Annotated in this window: 13 protein-coding genes; 5 read left to right on the top strand and 8 right to left on the bottom strand. The window is 67.9% G+C overall.

The features are described 5' to 3' along the window. Positions 1–71: 71 nt before the first annotated feature. Complete coding sequence (locus tag CFB40_RS07710) at positions 72–2,939, bottom strand: valine--tRNA ligase (RefSeq protein WP_089430973.1); 2,868 nt, start codon at positions 2,937–2,939, stop codon at positions 72–74. A 213-nt stretch (positions 2,940–3,152) separates the two neighbouring features. Here CFB40_RS07710 and CFB40_RS07720 point away from each other — a divergent pair, with 213 nt between their 5' ends. After that, entirely contained in the window at positions 3,153–5,516 is a 2,364-nt protein-coding gene (locus CFB40_RS07720; protein WP_089425181.1) for a UvrD-helicase domain-containing protein, read from the top strand. Beyond that, entirely contained in the window at positions 5,513–6,310 is a 798-nt protein-coding gene (locus CFB40_RS07725; RefSeq protein ID WP_089430974.1) for a 5'-methylthioadenosine/adenosylhomocysteine nucleosidase, read from the top strand. The genes CFB40_RS07720 and CFB40_RS07725 overlap by 4 nt, the downstream gene beginning before the upstream one ends. Before the next feature lie 74 nt (positions 6,311–6,384). On the opposite strand, the gene CFB40_RS07730 is transcribed toward CFB40_RS07725, so the two are convergent. Continuing rightward, positions 6,385–7,623: an MFS transporter gene (locus CFB40_RS07730; protein ID WP_089425183.1), complete on the bottom strand. Its 1,239-nt coding sequence runs from the start codon at positions 7,621–7,623 to the stop codon at positions 6,385–6,387. Positions 7,624–8,031: 408 nt separating this feature from the next. Between CFB40_RS07730 and CFB40_RS07735 the strand changes: the two genes are divergently transcribed. Beyond that, positions 8,032–9,705, top strand: a complete 1,674-nt coding sequence (locus CFB40_RS07735) for a methyl-accepting chemotaxis protein (protein ID WP_089425184.1) — start codon at positions 8,032–8,034, stop codon at positions 9,703–9,705. A 21-nt stretch (positions 9,706–9,726) separates the two neighbouring features. Here the strand turns inward: CFB40_RS07735 and CFB40_RS07740 are convergent, their stop codons facing one another. From CFB40_RS07740 to CFB40_RS07755, 4 genes are read right to left on the bottom strand one after another with little or no spacing between them, the layout of a single operon-like run. Continuing rightward, positions 9,727–10,602: an efflux RND transporter periplasmic adaptor subunit gene (locus CFB40_RS07740; RefSeq protein ID WP_011351755.1), complete on the bottom strand. Its 876-nt coding sequence runs from the start codon at positions 10,600–10,602 to the stop codon at positions 9,727–9,729. Between the two features lie 12 nt (positions 10,603–10,614). Further along, on the bottom strand, positions 10,615–10,818 hold the full coding sequence (locus CFB40_RS07745) for a DUF1656 domain-containing protein (RefSeq protein WP_011351756.1): 204 nt from the start codon (positions 10,816–10,818) through the stop codon (positions 10,615–10,617). Continuing rightward, positions 10,815–13,019: an FUSC family protein gene (locus CFB40_RS07750; protein WP_089430975.1), complete on the bottom strand. Its 2,205-nt coding sequence runs from the start codon at positions 13,017–13,019 to the stop codon at positions 10,815–10,817. Before CFB40_RS07750 ends, CFB40_RS07745 begins: the two co-directional genes overlap by 4 nt. A gap of 14 nt (positions 13,020–13,033) precedes the next feature. Further along, on the bottom strand, positions 13,034–14,626 hold the full coding sequence (locus CFB40_RS07755) for an efflux transporter outer membrane subunit (protein WP_089430976.1): 1,593 nt from the start codon (positions 14,624–14,626) through the stop codon (positions 13,034–13,036). Positions 14,627–14,783: 157 nt separating this feature from the next. Here CFB40_RS07755 and CFB40_RS07760 point away from each other — a divergent pair, with 157 nt between their 5' ends. Further along, positions 14,784–15,725, top strand: a complete 942-nt coding sequence (locus CFB40_RS07760) for a LysR family transcriptional regulator (RefSeq protein ID WP_089425187.1) — start codon at positions 14,784–14,786, stop codon at positions 15,723–15,725. A 117-nt stretch (positions 15,726–15,842) separates the two neighbouring features. Continuing rightward, positions 15,843–15,995 (top strand): hypothetical protein, encoded by a 153-nt coding sequence (locus CFB40_RS38580; RefSeq protein WP_163008969.1) that lies wholly within the window; start codon positions 15,843–15,845, stop codon positions 15,993–15,995. Positions 15,996–16,054: 59 nt separating this feature from the next. Here CFB40_RS38580 and CFB40_RS07765 read toward each other — a convergent pair whose 3' ends face one another. Beyond that, positions 16,055–16,885 carry a metallophosphoesterase gene (locus CFB40_RS07765; protein ID WP_089430977.1) on the bottom strand — a complete coding sequence of 277 codons (831 nt, stop codon included), beginning with the start codon at positions 16,883–16,885 and terminating at the stop codon, positions 16,055–16,057. A 25-nt stretch (positions 16,886–16,910) separates the two neighbouring features. Beyond that, complete coding sequence (locus tag CFB40_RS07770) at positions 16,911–18,332, bottom strand: FAD-binding oxidoreductase (RefSeq protein ID WP_089430978.1); 1,422 nt, start codon at positions 18,330–18,332, stop codon at positions 16,911–16,913. Between the last annotated feature and the right edge of the window lie 3 nt (positions 18,333–18,335).

An 18,335-nucleotide genomic window follows, 5' to 3' on the forward strand; every position in this document is an offset into this window, starting at 1 on the left:
CTGTAATCGACTTGTCAGATGGTCTATGTTCACGTCCCCATTATAGTGAACGCAAACGACCTTACCCTTTGTTACGCAGGCAACCGATCGAGCTGAGCGCGCAGTTTGTCGAGCGTGCTCTGGAATTCCGCGACGCGCTTCTGCTCCTGTTCGACCACGGCCGGCGGCGCTTTCGCGACGAATGCCTCGTTGCCGAGCTTCGCATTGCACTTCGTGATCTCGTTCGTCAGGCGCGTGATTTCCTTCGACAGGCGCTCGCGTTCGGCCGCGACGTCGATCTCGACCTTCAGCACCAGCTTGTTCGGCCCGACGATCGCGATCGGCGCGCCGTGCGCTTCCTTGTCGAGCGTCGCTTCGTCCGCGAGGATCTGCACGTCCGACAGGCGCGCGAGGGCCTGAACGTACGGCGCGAACGAGCGCAGGCGCTCGGCATCGCCGGCTGCGAGCAGCGGCACCTTGGTGGCCGGCGACAGGCTCATCTCGCCGCGCAGGTTGCGGCATGCGTCGACGATCGCCTTCAGGTCGGCCGCCCACTGTTCGGACACCTCGTCGATCTTCTGCAGGTTCGCGACCGGGTATGCCTGCGTCATCAGCGACGCTTCGCCTTCGGCCTTGCCTTGCGGATAACGGCCGGCGAGCGGCGCGACCTTCTGCCAGAGCGCTTCGGTGATGAACGGGATGATCGGATGCGCGAGGCGCAGCACCGTCTCGAGCACGCGCAGCAGCGTGCGGCGCGTCGCGCGCTGCTGTTCCGGCGTGCCGTTCTGGATCTGCACTTTCGCGAGCTCGAGATACCAGTCGCAGTACTCGTCCCACACGAACTTGTAAATGCCGCTGGCGATGTTGTCGAAGCGGTAATCGGCGAAGCCCTTCGCGATGTCGGCCTCCGTGCGCTGCAGCAGCGACACGATCCAGCGGTCGGCCGCCGAGAAGTCGAGGTAGCCGCCCGGGCCGCAATCGCCCGCGCCGCAGACTTCCGGCTTGTCGCTGCCGCAGTCGTGGCCTTCGCAGTTCATCAGCACGAAGCGCGTGGCGTTCCACAGCTTGTTGCAGAAGTTGCGATAGCCTTCGCAGCGCGCGAGGTCGAAGTTCACGTTGCGGCCGAGCGTCGCCATCGACGCCATCGTGAAGCGCAGCGCGTCGGTGCCGAACGCGGCGATGCCGTCCGGGAATTCCTTGCGCGTCTTCTTCTCGATCGTCGCGGCCTGCTTCGGGTTCATCAGGCCCGTCGTGCGCTTCGCGACCAGCGTGTCGAGGTCGATGCCGTCGACGATGTCGATCGGGTCGAGCGTGTTGCCCTTGCTCTTCGACATCTTCTGGCCTTCCGCGTCGCGCACGAGGCCGTGCACGTAGACGGTGTGGAACGGCACCTTGCCCGTGAAGTGCGTGGTCATCATCACCATCCGGGCGACCCAGAAGAAGATGATGTCGAAGCCCGTGACGAGCACCGACGACGGCAGGAAGTGCTTCAGTTCAGGCGTTTCGTTCGGCCAGCCGAGCGACGAGAACGGCACGAGCGCCGACGAGAACCACGTGTCGAGCACGTCTTCGTCGCGCTTCAGCGCACCGGTGTAACCCTTCGCGGCAGCCTGCGCGCGCGCTTCTTCCTCGTTGCGCGCGACGAACACCTCGCCGTTCTCGCCGTACCACGCGGGAATCTGGTGGCCCCACCACAGCTGGCGCGAGATGCACCAGTCCTGGATGTTCTCGAGCCACTGGTAGTAGGTGGTCGTCCAGTTTTCCGGGACGAACTTGATCTGGCCGCTGCGCACGACGTCGAGCGACGTTTCCGTGATCGACTTGCCCGGATTGAACGTGCCTTCCGGCGCCGGCTTCGTCATCGCGACGAACCACTGGTCGGTCAGCATCGGCTCGATCACGACGCCCGTGCGGTCGCCGCGCGGCACCATCAGCTTGTGCGGCTTCACCGAGTCGAGGAAGCCTTCCGCGTCGAGGTCGGCGACGATCGCCTTGCGCGCGTCGAAGCGGTCGAGGCCGCGATACTGCTCGGGGCCGTTGTCGTTGATCTTCGCGTCGAGCGTCAGGATCTCGATCGGCGCGAGCTTGTGGCGCTGGCCGACCTGGTAGTCGTTGAAGTCGTGCGCGGGCGTGACCTTCACGACGCCCGTGCCGAACTCGCGGTCGACGTAGTCGTCGGCGATCACCGGGATCTCGCGGCCCGTCAGCGGCAGCGTGACGAGCTTGCCGATCAGGTGCGCGTAGCGCTCGTCTTCCGGGTGGACCATCAGCGCGACGTCGCCGAGCATCGTTTCCGGGCGCGTCGTGGCCACGGTCAGCGAGCCCGAGCCGTCGACAAGCGGGTAGCGGATGTGCCACAGGTGGCCGTTTTCCTCTTCGCTCACGACTTCGAGGTCCGACACGGCAGTCAGCAGCACCGGATCCCAGTTGACGAGCCGCTTGCCGCGGTAGATCAGGCCCTGTTCGAAGAGCGTGACGAACACGTCGCGCACGGCGGCCGACATCTTGTCGTCCATCGTGAAGTATTCGCGCGACCAGTCGGGCGATGCGCCGAGGCGGCGCACCTGGCCGGTGATCGTCGAACCCGATTTTTCCTTCCATTCCCACACGCGCTCGACGAACTTCTCGCGGCCGAGGTCGTGGCGCGACACACCCTGCGCGTCGAGCTGGCGCTCGACGACGATCTGGGTTGCGATCCCCGCGTGGTCGGTGCCGGGCACCCACAGCGTGTTCTCGCCGAGCATCCGGTGGTAGCGGGTGAGGCCGTCCATGATCGTCTGGTTGAACGCGTGGCCCATGTGCAGCGTGCCCGTCACGTTCGGCGGCGGCAACTGGATCGAGAAATCGAGGCGGGCCGGATCGAAGGCCGGGGCCGCGTAGCCGCGTTTTTCCCACTCCGGCCCCCATTGGGACTCGATGGTGTGGGGCTCGAAGCTCTTCGCAAGCGTGTTGTCGCTCATGTTGGAAATCTGCCGAAAAATGCGTGAATTGGATGCCGAATCTGACAATTATAAATGGATGCACATCGACCAGCCATCGCCTTGCCGGCGCAGGCCTCTCGGGACGCCGCCGCAGCACGTCCGTGACGTGCCGCCGAACGGATCGGGAACGGCATCGCGCGGCCGACTTATAATGTGGGGTCCGCATTTTTCTCGCCCGTTCGCTGCCGCTCCATGCCCGACCTGCTCGCCAATCTGAACCCCGAACAACTCGCCGCCGTCACGTTGCCGAACGAACCGGCGCTGATCCTCGCAGGGGCGGGCAGCGGCAAGACCCGCGTGCTGATCACCCGCATCGCGTGGCTGATCCAGCAGGGCTACGCGTCGCCGCCCACCGTGCTCGCCGTGACCTTCACGAACAAGGCCGCGCGCGAAATGATGGCGCGCCTGTCGGCGATGATGCCGATCGACACGCGCGGGATGTGGATCGGCACGTTCCACGGCCTGTGCAACCGGATGCTGCGCACGCACTGGCGTGACGCCGGCCTGCCGCAGACCTTCCAGATCCTCGATACGGCCGACCAGCTGTCCGCGATCAAGCGGCTGATGAAGGCGGCGAACGTCGATGATGAAAAGTACCCGCCGAAGAACGTGCAGTACTTCATCAACAACGCGAAGGAGCAGGGGCTGCGTCCCGACAAGGTCGATGCGTCCGACAACTTCAACCGCAAGTTCGTCGAGCTGTACCAGGCGTACGACCAGCAGTGCCAGCGCGAGGGCGTCGTCGATTTCCCCGAGCTGCTGCTGCGCTGCTACGAACTGCTCGCGTACAACGCGCCGCTGCGCGCGCACTACCAGGCGCGCTTCCGGCACATCCTCGTCGACGAGTTCCAGGACACCAACAAGCTGCAGTACGCGTGGCTCAAGATGCTCGCGGGCGGCGAAAACGCGATCTTCGCGGTCGGCGACGACGACCAGTCGATCTACGCGTTCCGCGGCGCGAACGTCGGCAACATGCGCGACTTCGAAGACGAATTCCGCGTGCGCAACCTGATCAAGCTCGAGCAGAACTACCGGTCGCACGGCAACATCCTCGACGCGGCGAACCAGCTGATCTCGAACAACGCGCACCGCCTCGGCAAGAACCTGCGCACCGATGCGGGCCACGGCGAGCCCGTGCGCGTGTACGAAGCGAGCACCGATTCGCAGGAAGCCGGCTGGATCGTCGAGGAGATCCGCTCGCTGATCAACACCGGGATGGCGCGCAGCGAAGTGGCCGTCCTGTACCGCAGCAACGCGCAGTCGCGCTCGATCGAGCACACGCTGATGTCGTCGGGCATCCCGTACCGCGTGTACGGCGGCCTGCGCTTCTTCGAGCGCCAGGAAGTGAAGCATGCGCTCGCGTACCTGCGCCTGATCGACAACCCGAACGACGACACCGCGTTCGTGCGCGTCGTGAACTTCCCGACCCGCGGCATCGGCGCGCGCTCGATCGAGCAGCTGGCCGACGCCGCGCGCCTGTACGGCTGCTCGATGGCCGCCGCGATCCCGTACGTGACGGGCAAGGCCGGCACGAGCCTCGGCGGGTTCGCGAACCTGGTCGCGAAGATGCGCGCCGACACGCAGCATATGAACCTGCCCGACACCGTCGAGCACATCGTGCGCGCCAGCGGCCTCGCCGATTTCTACCAGGGCGAGCGCGAAGGCCAGGATCGTCTCGAGAACTTGCAGGAACTCGTGAACGCGGCCACCGCGTTCATCGCCGAGGAAGGCTACGGGCTCGACACGCCAGCCCGTTCGATCCCGCTGCGCGCGGGCGCGATCGCGGCGCCCGAGCTCGGCACCGCGACGGACGATCCGGCGCTCGACGTGCTCGACCCGGTATCGCCCGCCGACCCGGCACAGAATCCCGACACGATGACGCCGCTCGCCGGCTTCCTGTCGCATGCGTCGCTGGAGGCCGGCGACAACCAGGCGCAGGCCGGGCAGGACGCCGTGCAGCTGATGACGGTGCACGCGGCGAAGGGGCTCGAATTCTCGGCCGTGTTCATCACGGGCCTCGAGGAAGGGCTGTTCCCGCACGAGAACAGCGTGCTCGAATCCGACGGCCTCGAGGAAGAGCGCCGGCTGATGTACGTCGCGATCACGCGTGCGAAGGAGCGGCTCTACCTGTCGTTCGCGCAGAGCCGGATGCTGCACGGCCAGACGCGCTACAACGTGCGCTCGCGCTTCTTCGACGAACTGCCCGAGCACGTGTTGAAGTGGCTGACGCCGAAGGTCGAGGCCGGTTCGCGCTGGGGCGGCCGGTCGGACAACGCCGGATACGGGCGCGACTGGTTCGCGCGGCCGGGCGGCGGCAGTCGCGAGCAGATCGTCGACCCGGCCGTATCCGCGCCGCTGCCCGCGTTCGCGGACAAGCAGCGCGCCGCCGATGCCGGCTTCCGGGTCGGTCAGCAGGTGTTCCACACCAAGTTCGGCGAAGGCACGGTCACCGCGCTCGAGGGCAACGGCACCGATGCGAAGGCGCAGGTGAAATTCAAGCGGCACGGCGAGAAGTGGCTCGCGCTCGCGGTCGCGAAACTGCAGGCGGTGGAATGACGGGCATCGACCTGGATGTGACGCCTGCGGCCCGCCCGCTCGGCATTCTGGCCGCGCTGCCCGAGGAACTCGGCGACCTGATCGCCGCGATGCGCGCCGACGGCGCGATGAAGACGGTCACGCTCGGCCGTCGCGATTATCACGTCGGCACCGTGCACGGCGCGGCCTGCGTCGTGACGCTCGCACGGGTCGGCAAGGTCGCGGCCGCCGCGACGGTCAGCGCGCTGATCCACGTGTTCGGCGTGGCGGGCGTCGTGTTCACCGGCGTGGCGGGCGGCGTGTCGCGCACGGTGCGCGTGGGCGATGTCGTCGTGGCCGACACGCTGCTGCAGCACGATCTCGATGCGTCGCCGCTCTTTCCGCGCTACGAGGTGCCGCTGCTCGGCATCACGCGTTTCGCGACCGACGCGGCGCTGAGCGCCAGCTTGCGGGCGGCGTGCACGCAGTTCGTCGAGGAAGAGGGCGCGCAGTTCGCCGCGCGCTTCGGCCTGGCCGGTGCGACGCTGCATGCGGGGCTCATCATCAGCGGCGATCGTTTCGTGTCGAGCGAGCGCGAGGTCGTCGCGCTGCGCGACGCGCTGCCGGATGCGCTCGCGGTCGAGATGGAAGGCGCCGCGATCGCGCAGGTGTGCGCGGAGCACGACGTGCCGTTCGCGCTCGTGCGCACGATCTCCGATACGGCCGATGATCATGCGACGCAGTCGTTCTCGCACTTCCTGTCGGCGATCGCGAGCAGCTATTCGTCGGGCATCCTCAAGCGTTTCCTGACGCTGCATGCGACGACGGCGGCCTGAAGCCGCCGCCGTTTTCTTCATTCCTTCCTTCGAGCCGTTCCACCGGCCGCGGCGCGCACGCCGCGGCCGGTGCGTCACGCCTGCTTGCGCCGGCTGCTTTCGAGGTTCGGCAGGAACACGGTGAGCACGCCGATCAGCGGCAGGAACGAGCACACCTTGTAGACGAACGGGATGCTCGTCGCGTCCGCGAGCTGGCCGAGCACGGCCGCGCCGACCCCGCCGAGACCGAACGCGAAGCCGAAGAACAGGCCCGCGACCATCCCGACCTTGCCGGGCATCAGCTCCGTCGCATAGACGAGGATCGCGGCGAACGCCGACGCGAGCACGACGCCGATGATCACGGTCAGCACGCTGGTCCAGAACAGGTTTGCGTACGGCAGCAGCATCGTGAACGGCGCGACGCCGAGGATCGACACCCAGATCACGTACTTGCGGCCGATCCGGTCGCCCACCGGCCCGCCGATCAGCGTGCCGGCCGCCACGGCCGCGAGGAACACGAACAGGTGGATCTGCGCGGCCTGCACCGACAGGTGGAACTTGTCGATCAGGTAGAACGTGAAATAGCTGTTGATGCTCGCGAGGTAGAAGTATTTCGAGAACACGAGCAGCACCAGCACGCCGATCGCGCCCAGCACGCGGCCGCGCGACAGCGTCGGGTGGCCGGCCGCCGCGGCCTTCTTCTTCATCGACGGATGCTTCTTGTACCAGTGGCCGATCTGCGTGAGCACGATCATCGCGACGAGCGCGGCCGCCGAGAACCACGCGATGCTGTGCTGGCCGTGCGGAATGATCACGAGCGCGGCGAGCAACGGCCCGAGCGCGGAGCCCGCGTTTCCGCCGACCTGGAACACCGACTGCGCGAGCCCGTGCTGGCCGCCCGACGCCATCCGCGCGACGCGCGACGACTCGGGATGGAATACCGACGAGCCGCAGCCGACGAGCGCGGCGGCCACCAGCAGCATCGGGAAATTCGGCGCGACCGACATCAGCAGCAGCCCCGCGAGCGTGAAGCCCATGCCGACCGGCAGTGAATATGGCTTCGGACGCTTGTCGGTATAGAGGCCGATGAGCGGCTGCAGCAGCGACGCGGTGATCTGGTAGGTGAGCGTGATCAGGCCGATCTGCGCGAACGACAGCGCGAACTGGCTCTTGAGCATCGGATAGATCGCGAGGATCAACGACTGGATCATGTCGTTGAGCATGTGCGAGAAGCTGATCGCGCCGAGCACCGGGTACACGGTGCGGGCGACGGGGGGCGTGGATGGCTGGGCGGCGGCTGCGCCGGCGGAGCCGGTGTCGAGGCTGGTTTCCATGTGAGAGCTGAACGAGTTGAGGTGGCGGGCGCGCTCTGCTGGGGATTGGCGCGTCTTGATTCGTTGCTGCGTCAAAGAAGTGTAATGTGGCGTATCGAGAATGTCCGGACAACTTTTATCGTGAATCGGACATTCATCTGATGGATCGTCAGGTGCGCGTTTTTTTGACCGGGTATAACGCTGGCGGCGCGCCTGCCCGTCATGGGAGGGCGCGCCCGGGGCCGGTGCGTGGTTTCCCGGACTCAAGAAACGGCGGTGGCGGCCGTAGAACGACCCAATGACAACAGGCGCGCCGCGCCCGGCACCGGCTATCCGCCGGTGCGGGCGCAGGACGCGCGGCAAGGCCAGCCATCGCGGGAATGCCGGGACCGACCTTTCCGGCCGCGTGATCAATACGGGGATAGTTCGATGAAAGCAGCATCTTTGCATCCACAGCCGGGTGCGGCCGCCGCCGCCCCCGACGTTGCCGCCGGCCGCGCCGCACGGCGCCTGCGCGTGGCGCGTCGCGAGCGCCGGCCGTGGACCGTCAAGGCGACGTTGCGCGCCGCCTTCGCGATCCTGCTCGCCGGCACGCTGGCGATCGGCATGTTTTCGCTCTGGCAGATCAGCCGGCTGAATGCGTCGATCGCGTCGGTCTACGAGCAGGGCCACGTCGCGAGCCGCGCGGCCGCGGAGGTTCGGGCCGAAGTGCTGCGCGCGAGCCGTGCCCAGAAGATGCTGCTGACCGCGACCACCGCGAAGGAGCGCGACGAACTGGGCGCCGACGTGGGTGCGGGGCTCGCGTCGATCGGCCAGGCGCTCGGCACGCTGCAGCGCTACGCGGATCCGGCCGACGCCGACGATTCGGCGCGGCTGCACGCGTTCTCGACGGCGGTCGGCACCTGGAGCGCGCATCTGCGCGATTTCGTCGAACTCGTGCGTGCGCAGCCGCTCGACCTGTCGCAGATGAACTGGCAGGTCGGCACGCAGGACGTGTCGCTGCTGGTCGAAACCGGCAAGCTCGAGAAACTCGTCGCCGAACTCGTGAAGACGCGCGGCGCGAAGTCGAAGGCGACGCTCGATGCGTCCGCCACCATTTTCTCGTCGTCGTTCGCGATGATCGCGGCGATGACGGTTGCGCTGATCGTGCTCGCGATCGTGATCGCCGAGCGCGTCGTGCGCCGTCTCGCGTCGCAGCTCGGCGGCGAGCCCGCGCACGCGAAGGCAATCGCCGCGGACATCGCGCGCGGCGACCTGACGCGCCCGATCACGCTGGGCCGGCACGACCGCGACAGCATGGTGCGTGCGCTGGCCGAGATGCAGACCGGGCTCGCGGCGACCGTCGGCGAGATCGCCGTCAGCGCCGAGGCGATCGCGGCGGCGTCGGGCGAGATCTCCACCGGCAACCTCGACCTGTCGAAGCGTACCGAGCAGCAGGCCGTCGCGCTCGAACGCACCGCGGCCAGCATGGAGCAGCTCACGTCGACCGTACGCCAGAACGCCGAGAACGCGCGGCAGGCGAGCGCGCTCGCGGCCAATGCGTCGGCGGTCGCGGAGACGGGCGGGGAAGTCGTCGGGCGTGTGGTGGCGACGATGAGCGAGATCGACGACAGCGCGAAGAACATCCGCGACATCATCGGCACGATCGAGGGGATCGCGTTCCAGACCAACATTCTCGCGTTGAATGCGGCGGTCGAGGCCGCACGCGCGGGCGAACAGGGGCGTGGTTTTTCGGTGGTCGCGGGCGAGGTGCGGTTGCTCGCGCAGCGCTCGGCGACCGCGGCGAAGGAGATTCGCGAGCTGATCGGTGCATCGGTCGAACGCGTCGCGAACGGCGCGACGCTCGCGCACGATGCGGGCCGCACGATGGGCGACGTCGTGCGCGCGGTGAAGCGCGTGACCGACATCATCGGCGAGATTTCGGCGGCATCCGACGAGCAGAGCGCCGGCATCGAGGAGATCGGCCGTGCGGTCACGCAGATGGATGCCGGCACGCAGCAGAACGCGGCGCTCGTCGAACAGGCGGCCGCGGCCGCGAATGCGCTCGACGAGCAGGCGCAGGCGCTGAAGTCGCTGGTCGGGCGTTTCCGCATCGCCGCGTAAGCGCCGCCGGCCATCCGGCGCTTAGGACTTCTTCTGCTTGTCCGGATCGATGATGACCGTGCAGGTCGTGCCCGCCGACAGCACCACGTCGGCCGGCACGTCGTCGATCTTGATGCGCACCGGCACGCGCTGCGCGAGCCGCACCCAGTTGAAGGTCGGGTTCACGTCCGCGACGAGATCGCGGCTCTGCGGGTTGTCGCGATCGTAGATGCCGCGCGAGATGCTTTCGACGTGGCCTTTCATCACGCCGCCGCTCATCAGCCGCATCTCGGCCGGCGCGCCGATCTTCACGCGCGGCAGCTTGGTTTCCTCGAAGTAGCCGTAGACCCAGAACGAATGGCTGTCGACGATTGCGAGCTTCGCCTGGCCGGCCACCGCATAGTTGCCTTTGAAGGTCTGCAGGTTCGTGATGTAGCCGTCGACCGGCGCGACGACGCGCGTGCGCTCGAGGTTGAGCTTCGCGGCATCGAGTGCGGCGATCGCCTGCTGGTACTGCGCATCGGCGCTCGACGCGCTGTGCGCGGCGTTCTCGCGGTTTTCCTTCGACACGACGAGCGCATCGAGATCCGCGCGGCGCGCCGCGTCGTCGCGGCGCATCTGCAGTTCCGCGCGGCGGGCGGCGACGGCCGCCTGCGCCTGCTCGACCGCGATCTGGTAGTGCGACGGGTCGATCTGCATGATCAGGTCGCCTTTCTTGACGAGCTGGTTGTCATGCACGGGCAGCTCGACGATCGCGCCCGACACGTCCGGCGCGACGTTGACGATCTCGGCGCGCACGCGCCCGTCGCGCGTCCACGGATCGTCCATGTAGTGCACCCACAGCGAGCGCCCGATCAGGATCGCGACGAGAAGGATGACGGCGGTCGCGACGAAGCCGAAGAGTTTTCTGAGAATCATGATGGTTCGGAATCAACGGTAAACGGCAAGACTCAGTCCGCCGCAAATGCAGACGAGAAGGCAGGCCCGGAACAGCGACGGGTGCCAGACGAGTCGGTAGAGGCCCGTGTAGGCGAGCAGGCGGTCGACGGCCCAGGTCGCGAGCGCGCCGAGGACGAACATCAGCACCACCGTGGGCATGTAGGCATCGAGAATGGCGATTTCACGCGGCATCATGACGAGGCTCCTGGTTGGGGACGCACGGGGCGGTTGCGGTTGAGCGCGGCGAGCGGCGATTCGGGATCGAGCAGCGCCGTGCGCACGAAATGCAGGTGGCTCAGGATGCGCTGCAGCCGGTGGCGTTCGTCGCGCGTCGGCTCGACCGCGTCGAGCGTTTGTCGGGTCGCGTCGATCGCCGCGTTGGTGGCGGCGAGCGCCGCATCGAAACGCTGGGCGGCCGGCTTCGAGAACAGCGCCGACAATGCGGTGCGCATCGTCTCGATCGCGCGACGCCACGGCATCGCGGGCGCATAGCGCGGGTCGGGCGGCAGCGTCGCGAGCTCGTGACGCAGGTCGATCGTCGCGTTGCCGGTTTCGAGTACCGCGAACATCCAGCGCAGCGCGTCGCGCTGCACGTCCGGCTGGTCGGCCGACAGCGTGTGCGCCTGGTACATCAGGTCGCGCGCGCCGCTTTCGAAGCGCGTGCGCAAGCCCGCGAGTCGCGCGTGGCCGGCCGCGACGGCCTGGTGGCGCAGGTCGGCGAACAGCCGCTTCTTGAGCCACGGTGCGGTCGGCGGGAACAGCACCGCAAACGCGATCGCCGATACCAGCATCGACAGCAGGAGCGCGAGCGCGTCGTTCATGAAGCCCGTCGGGTCGTAGTGCGTGATGTTGTCCGGGCCGGCGAGGAAGCAGAAGAAAATCAGGTAGCCCATCCCGTACCCGGCAAGCTTCGGCTTCAGCGTCATGTAGATGCCGATCGCGAGCAGCGGCGCGAGCGCCACGCACAGCAGCGGAAAGCCGTCGATGTGCGGATAGATGCCGAACATCAGCACGAAGCCGGTGCAGACGGCGAGCGCCGTGCCCATGCCCATCTGCGCGGACATCGCGGTCGGGCGCGGCGTCGACGACGCGAGCGCGCAGGTCGCCGCCGCCGTCAGCGTCATCGTCACGCCGCTCGGCCACGCAGTCTCGATCCAGAACCACCCGAGCACCAGGATCACGGTCGCCGTGCGGATCGCCGCGATCACCATCGCCGTCGCATTGGTGCGCGGCTCGTAGCGCTCGATCCAGCGTTCGCGTTCGTGCGTCGCGGTCGACAGCGACGCGTAGGTGGCCGCGTACTCGTGCAGGTCGGTGATGAAGCGGTACAGCAGCTCGGCGGCCGTATCGAAGTCGAGCAGCGGAAACCCCGGCTGCGTTTCGAGCGCAGCGCGCGTCGCGCGGATGCGGCGCGGCAGCGCGTCGCGCCACGCGAGCAACTGCCCGGCCGCGTGGCCCGCGTCGGTCGACGTGCGCACCGGTTCGCCGGCGGGCGTCAGCAGCAGCGGGGCGATCTCGCGAAAGTACGGTTCGATCGCGTCGATCGCGGCCTGCGCGCCGGCCGCGTGCAGCCGGTTCATCAGCTGGTGCAGCGCGTGGAAGCGGCTCGACGCGCTCATGAACTCGCTGTTCAGCCGCGCGAGGCGGCCGCTGCGCATGCGCGTGCCGGGATCCTCGAACACCGCCATGCTGCGTGCGGCCTCGAAGCCCACCACGTCGGCGACGAAGCGCGTGTGGATGGTCTCGATGTGCGCGCGGTCGAGCTGGCCCGACAGCGCCGACGCGACATAGTCGACGAAGCTGCCGAAGCGCTTGCGGACCGTCGTGCGCATCTGCTCGCCCGTGTACTGCGGAAACACGAGCGCGCTGACGACGCCGGCCGACACGATCCCGATGATGACCTCGGACACGCGCGTCATCGCGCTCATGAAGGCGCCGTCCGGGTGTTGCGACGCGGGCAGGCCGATCAGCGCGGTCGTATAGCCGGCGAGCAGGAAGCCGTAGCTGCGGAAGTTGCGGTTGCGCGCGGCGCCGGCCGTGCACAGCGCGATCCACAGCGCGATGGCCAGCAGGAACAGCTGCGGCTGCTGCGGGAACAGCCCGACGAACGTGAGCGTCGCGATCAGCCCGAAGATCGTGCCGGCGACGCGGTAGAAGCTCTTCGCGAGCACCGCGCCGCTTTGCGGCTGCATCACGATGAACACCGTGGTCATCGCCGTCTTCGGCGCGGGCAGGTCGAGCCGCATCGACACGCCGGTCGCGATGAACGCGGCGAGCAGCGCCTTGAACAGATAGAGCCACGCGGCGCCGTCGGTACGGGCCCAGTCGCCGAACGCGGCGGTCCAGGCCGCGAACGGGCCGCCGGCGTGCGTGGAAGCGGGGGAGGAGGCTGACATGGCGTCGCTCCGCGTTACCGTGCGGCCGGCACGCCGGACGCACCGGCGGCGGCCACCTGCGCGGGCCGGGCGACGGCTGCCACGGGCTTCGCGCCCGACGCGGCGGCAGGCGCGGCTGCGCCCGCGGCGGATTCGTCGTGCGACGGATGGCCGCCCCGAACGTCCGTACCCGTCTCGACCCCACCGCCGAGCGCGGCCATCAACTGCGCGTGCGCGGCGAGGCGTTCCGCATCGATGCGGGCGGCCGTTTCCTGCGCACGCAGCAACTGCTGCTGCGCGACCAGCACGTTCACGTAGTCGGTCAGCCCGCGGCGGAAGCCTTCGCGCGACAGCTGGTAGCTGCGGTCGTTGGCGGCCACCGAGCGTGCGGCGTCCTTCTTCTGCGTATCGAGCGAACGGATCCGCACGACCTGGTCGGCGATGTCCTTGAGCGCGCCGACGATCGTCTGGTTGTAGCGCTCGACTGCCTGGTCGTAGCCGGCATTGGCCGCGCCGAGCTGCGCACGCAGCCGGCCGCCTTCGAAGATCGGCAGCGACAGCGCGGGGCCGGCCGTCCAGCCGCCGTTCATCGCGCGCAGGAAGTCGGTGAACGGCGCGGTCACGCCGAAGCCGCCGACCGTCGCGAGCAGGTCGATGTTCGGGTAGAACGACGCCTTCGCGACATCGATGCCGCGCGCCTGCGCGTCGACCGTCCAGCGCGCCGCGACGACGTCGGGGCGGCGGCCGAGCAGGTCGGCCGGCATCGCCGACGGCAGGCCGGCCGGTGCGTCGAGCGACAGCTGCGGCCGCTTGATCGCATCGCCCGCGCCGGGGCCCTTGCCGGCCAGCGCGGCGAGCTGATGCCGTGCGAGCTGGATCGCTTCCTCATAGCTGTCGATCTGGCGCTCATAATCGGGCAGCGTCGATTCCGCCTGGCTCACTTCGAGCTGAGTGCCGAGGCCGGCCTGCAGCCGCTTGCGCGCCAGATCGGCGAGCGAGCGCTGGCGTTCGAACGTTTCGTGCGCGAGGTCGAGCAACGCGTAGTTCATCGACATGCCGACGTACGCGCGCACGACGTTGACTTCGAGCTCGAGCTTGGCCGCCCGCGCGTCGGCGGCGGTTGCATGCGCGGTGTCGAGCGCGCGCTCGGTCGCGTTCTTGTCCTTGCCCCACAGGTCGAGGTGGTACGACAGGCCGAGCGTGCCGGTGTTGTTCCAGGTATCGGTGTTCGCGAGCGGGCCGGGGCCGTAGTACACGTTGTCCGGCCAGTGCTGGCGCATCAGCGACAGGTTGCCGTTGATCTGCGGCAGCTCGGCCGAGCGGGCCACGCGCGCCATCGCCTGCGCTTCGCGTACCCGTGCCTCGGCGGCCGCGAGCGTCGGGTTGCCGGCCTGGGCGTTGGCGATCCAGGCGTCGAGTTGCGGATCGCGGTAGGCGCGCCACCAGTCGGCCGCGGGCCAGCCCGCGTCACGGTCGGCCGCGCGGATCGCAGCGCCGGCATCGAGCGCGTTCGCCTCGATGCGGGCCGACTGCGGCTTGTTGTCGCCCATGCTCGCGCATCCGGCCATTATTAATGAGACTGCAAGAACCGCCAGTGCGAGCGTCCCTTTTGTCGCCGGAGACTGCACGATTTTCTCCCTTTCGGATATAGATGAGTCGGATGCGATTATATTTTTCAGTGATTCCTGAATAAATGGACAAGGGTGCAAGTCATTTTTACGAATCCTGAGACAATACTTGTTCGCCTCTGTGCAACAATCCGTCCGGATTCAAACGGGTAATGGGATGGATACGTTACAAAACATGCGGGTGTTCGTCCGCGTGGTCGACGCGGGAAGTTTTACCGCGGCCGCCCAGCAGATGAATTCGACTACCGCCTACGCGTCGCGCGCGGTCTCGGACCTCGAGGCGCACCTGCGCACGCGTCTCCTGAACCGCACGACGCGCCGGATCGCGCTGACCGAAGCCGGCGAGCGCTACCTGCAGCGCTGCGAAGAGATCCTCGCGTATGTCGACCAGGCCGAAGCCGAGGCGGGCGACGCGCATGCGCGCCCGTCGGGCAAGCTGAAGGTGCATTGCTTCACGAGCCTCGGCCAGCACTACCTGGTGCCGGCCATCGCGCGCTATCGCGAGCGCTACCCGGATGTGCACGTCGAGCTGACCCTTGCGCAGCGGATGCCCGATTTGCTCGACGAGGGGTATGACGTCGCGATCGTCGTCGGCCGCGACCTGCCCGATTCGGGGCTCGTGTCGCAGCGGCTCGGTGTGAGCTACAGCGTCGTGTGCGCATCGCCCGGGTATGTCGAGTCGCACGGCGTGCCGCAGCGGCCGGCCGACCTCGCGCAGCATGTGTGCCTCGGGATGATCGCGCCGGGCTTTCACTTCGACGAATGGGCGCTGTCGGGGCCGAACGGCGATGAGGTCGTGCCGGTCACGGCGCCGCCGTTTCGCGTGAACGTCGCCGAGGCGCTCGCGGTGGCCGTGCGGGAAGGGATGGGGATCGGCGGCCTGCCGCTCTATTCGGCGATCGGCTGGCTGCGCAGCGGGCACATCGTGCGCGTGATGCCCGAGTATCGGTCGCACGTGATGAACATCTACGCGCTGTATCCGTCGCGCCAGTACCTCGACGCGAAAATTCGCACCTGGGTCGATTTCCTGCGCGACGAACTGCCGGCCACGCTCGCCGCCGACGAAGCCGCGCTCGAGCAGTACACGCGTGCGACATGACAGCGCGGTTGACCGCGATCTGACGAGATTTGTCCTTCACGCAACATTTTTTTACGAACGCGTGTCAGACAGTTTGATACTGTGGGAATTAACGAGATACGCAACCCCGGAGTAGCAATGGATACGCACCTGATGATCGGCCTTGGAGTCCTGCTGGGCGCGGCCGCGGCCGCCGCGGCGACCCGCGACCTGCTGCGCGCGATGAAGGCGAAGGCGCAGATGAAGCCGGTGCCGGTGCGGGTGCGCGAGCAACGCCGCCCCGGCCGCTGATCCGGCCGTCACGCTCCGGGTTGAAAAAGGCCGCGCAACGCGGCCGCGCGGGCCGGCGTTCAGCCGAGCTCGACGACCTTGTCCCATGCGAACGCGGTATTTTCCAGTTCGCCGGTGCGCCTGTGGATGTAGCCGCGCGGGTTGCACACCACGCGCGTGCCGCCGTCCGCCACATAGTCGAATGACGTATGCGTGTGGCCGTGGAGCCACAGATTGACCGGCGGCTGCACGAGCTCCGCCATGTCCGTTACGAATCCCGCCGACGCAAGATCTTCCGCATAGCGCTCCGCCAGCGAGCGCCGGTGCGGCGCATGGTGGGTCACGACGATCGTCTGGCCCGCGAACGGTGTGGCGAGCTGCGCTTCGAGCCATGCGCGGCTGCGTCGATGCAGCGCGATCGCGTCCGCCGGCGAGAAATCCCGCTCCGGCGTGCCCGGCGTCGCATGCAGCGCCGCATCGTGCGGCCAGGTCACCTGGATCAATCCCTTGAAATCGAGCATCACGCGCTGCCCGGCCTCGATCGAACCGGCAAGGCTGGCTTCGTCGGCGCCGAACAGCGAAAAATCGGCCCAGAGCGTCGTGCCGAGCACGCGGTAGCGCTGCCCGGGATCGACGTAGACGTCGTTGTTCAGGTAATGCACGTTGTCGAGCGCCTGCGCCGCATCGCGCATTGCCGACTCCAGCGCGCCGAATTCCCCGTCGTAGTACTCGTGGTTGCCCGGCACGTAGATCACCGGCACCGCGGGATCGAACGTTTCGGCGGCCCAGCGCAGGCCTTCCGCGTGATTGTGGATGTCGCCGGCGAGCACGACGAGATCCGCGTCGGCATGCGGGATCGCGTCGGGCAGGTTGCTTTCGAGATGCAGGTCGGACAGGACGCGGACTTTCACGGGTGTGGCTCCGGAGTGGACGGCTTCAGCGCAGGACCTTGCCGGGATTCATCAGGCCGCGCGGATCGAGCGCGGTCTTCAGCGTGCGCATCAGCGTCGTTTCGACCGGCGACTTGTAACGCTGCGCGTCGTCGATCTTCAACTGGCCGATGCCGTGCTCCGCGCTGATCGTGCCGTGGTGGCGATGCACGTTGTCGTAGACGATCCGGTTGATCGGCGCCTGGAACGTGGCCAGGAACGCTTTCGGGTCGCCGCCTTCGGGCATCTGCACGTTGTAGTGGAGATTGCCGTCGCCGAGGTGACCGAACGTGACCATCCGCGCGCCCGGCGCGGCTTGCTGGATCGCCGCGTCGGTCTCGTCGATGAAGCGCGCGATCGACGAAATCGGCACCGCGATGTCGTGCTTGATGTTGAGCCCCTCGTCGGCCTGCGCGAGCGGGATGTGTTCACGCAGATCCCAGAACGCGCGCGACTGCGCGAGATTCTCCGCGACCACCGCGTCGACCACGAGCCCGGCCTCGAACGCTTCTTCCATCAGTTTCTCGAACAGCGCGCGCGCATGCGCTTCGCTTTCGTTGTCGGACAGTTCGAGCAGCACCGTCTGCGCATGCGTCTGCGCGAACGGGTAGCGCAGCTGCGGGTAGTGCTTGCCGACGAGCTGCATGCAGAAGTCCGACATCAGCTCGAAGCCGGTCAGCAGCGGCCCGGCCGCGCGCTGCGCGAGGGCGAGGAAATCGAGCGCCGCGTGCGGCGATTCGAGCGCGGCGAGGGCGGTGACCTGCGCGGCCGGCAGCGGATGCAGCTTCATCACGGCCGCCGTGATGATCCCGAGCGTGCCTTCCGCGCCGATGAACAGGTCGCGCAGGTCGTAGCCCGTATTGTCCTTGCGCAGCCCGCGCAGGCCGTCCCAGATTTCACCTTGCGGCGTCACGACCTCGAGCCCGAGACACAGCTCGCGCGCGTTGCCGTAGCGCAGCACCGCGGTGCCGCCCGCGTTGGTCGACAGGTTGCCGCCGATCGTGCAGCTGCCTTCCGCCGCGAGGCTCAGCGCGAACAGCCGGCCGCCTTCGCGGGCGCGCGCCTGCACGTCGGCGAGGATCACACCGGCTTCGACGGTGATCGTGTTGTTGTGCGGGTCGAGCGCGCGCACGCGGTTCAGGCGCGCGACGCTCAGCACGGCCTGGCTGCCGCTCGCGTCGGGCGTGGCGCCGCCGGCCAGGCCCGTGTTGCCGCCTTGCGGCACGAGCGCGATGCCGTGTGCGTTGGCCAGCTTGACGAGCGCGGCGACTTCGGCGGTGTTCGCGGGCTTCAGCACCGCGCATGCGGCACCCTTGTAGCGGCGGCGCCAGTCGGTCAGGAACGGTTCGGTATCGTGCGGGTCGGTCAGCACATGATCGGTGCCGATCGCGTCACGGCACGCGGAAACGAAAGCTTCGGAGGACATCATCAC

Source organism: Burkholderia sp. AU31652, from assembly GCF_002223155.1.
GTDB lineage: Bacteria > Pseudomonadota > Gammaproteobacteria > Burkholderiales > Burkholderiaceae > Burkholderia.

Coding starts and splice junctions, on each gene's coding strand:
- CFB40_RS07750 (WP_089430975.1), bottom strand. CDS start 13,019: ATGTCAGCCTCCTCCCCCGCTTCCACGCACGCCGGCGGCCCGTTCGCG.
- CFB40_RS07710 (WP_089430973.1), bottom strand. CDS start 2,939: ATGAGCGACAACACGCTTGCGAAGAGCTTCGAGCCCCACACCATCGAG.
- CFB40_RS07745 (WP_011351756.1), bottom strand. CDS start 10,818: ATGATGCCGCGTGAAATCGCCATTCTCGATGCCTACATGCCCACGGTG.
- CFB40_RS07725 (WP_089430974.1), top strand. CDS start 5,513: ATGACGGGCATCGACCTGGATGTGACGCCTGCGGCCCGCCCGCTCGGC.
- CFB40_RS07720 (WP_089425181.1), top strand. CDS start 3,153: ATGCCCGACCTGCTCGCCAATCTGAACCCCGAACAACTCGCCGCCGTC.
- CFB40_RS07770 (WP_089430978.1), bottom strand. CDS start 18,332: ATGATGTCCTCCGAAGCTTTCGTTTCCGCGTGCCGTGACGCGATCGGC.
- CFB40_RS07735 (WP_089425184.1), top strand. CDS start 8,032: ATGAAAGCAGCATCTTTGCATCCACAGCCGGGTGCGGCCGCCGCCGCC.
- CFB40_RS07730 (WP_089425183.1), bottom strand. CDS start 7,623: ATGGAAACCAGCCTCGACACCGGCTCCGCCGGCGCAGCCGCCGCCCAG.
- CFB40_RS07760 (WP_089425187.1), top strand. CDS start 14,784: ATGGATACGTTACAAAACATGCGGGTGTTCGTCCGCGTGGTCGACGCG.
- CFB40_RS38580 (WP_163008969.1), top strand. CDS start 15,843: ATGGATACGCACCTGATGATCGGCCTTGGAGTCCTGCTGGGCGCGGCC.
- CFB40_RS07740 (WP_011351755.1), bottom strand. CDS start 10,602: ATGATTCTCAGAAAACTCTTCGGCTTCGTCGCGACCGCCGTCATCCTT.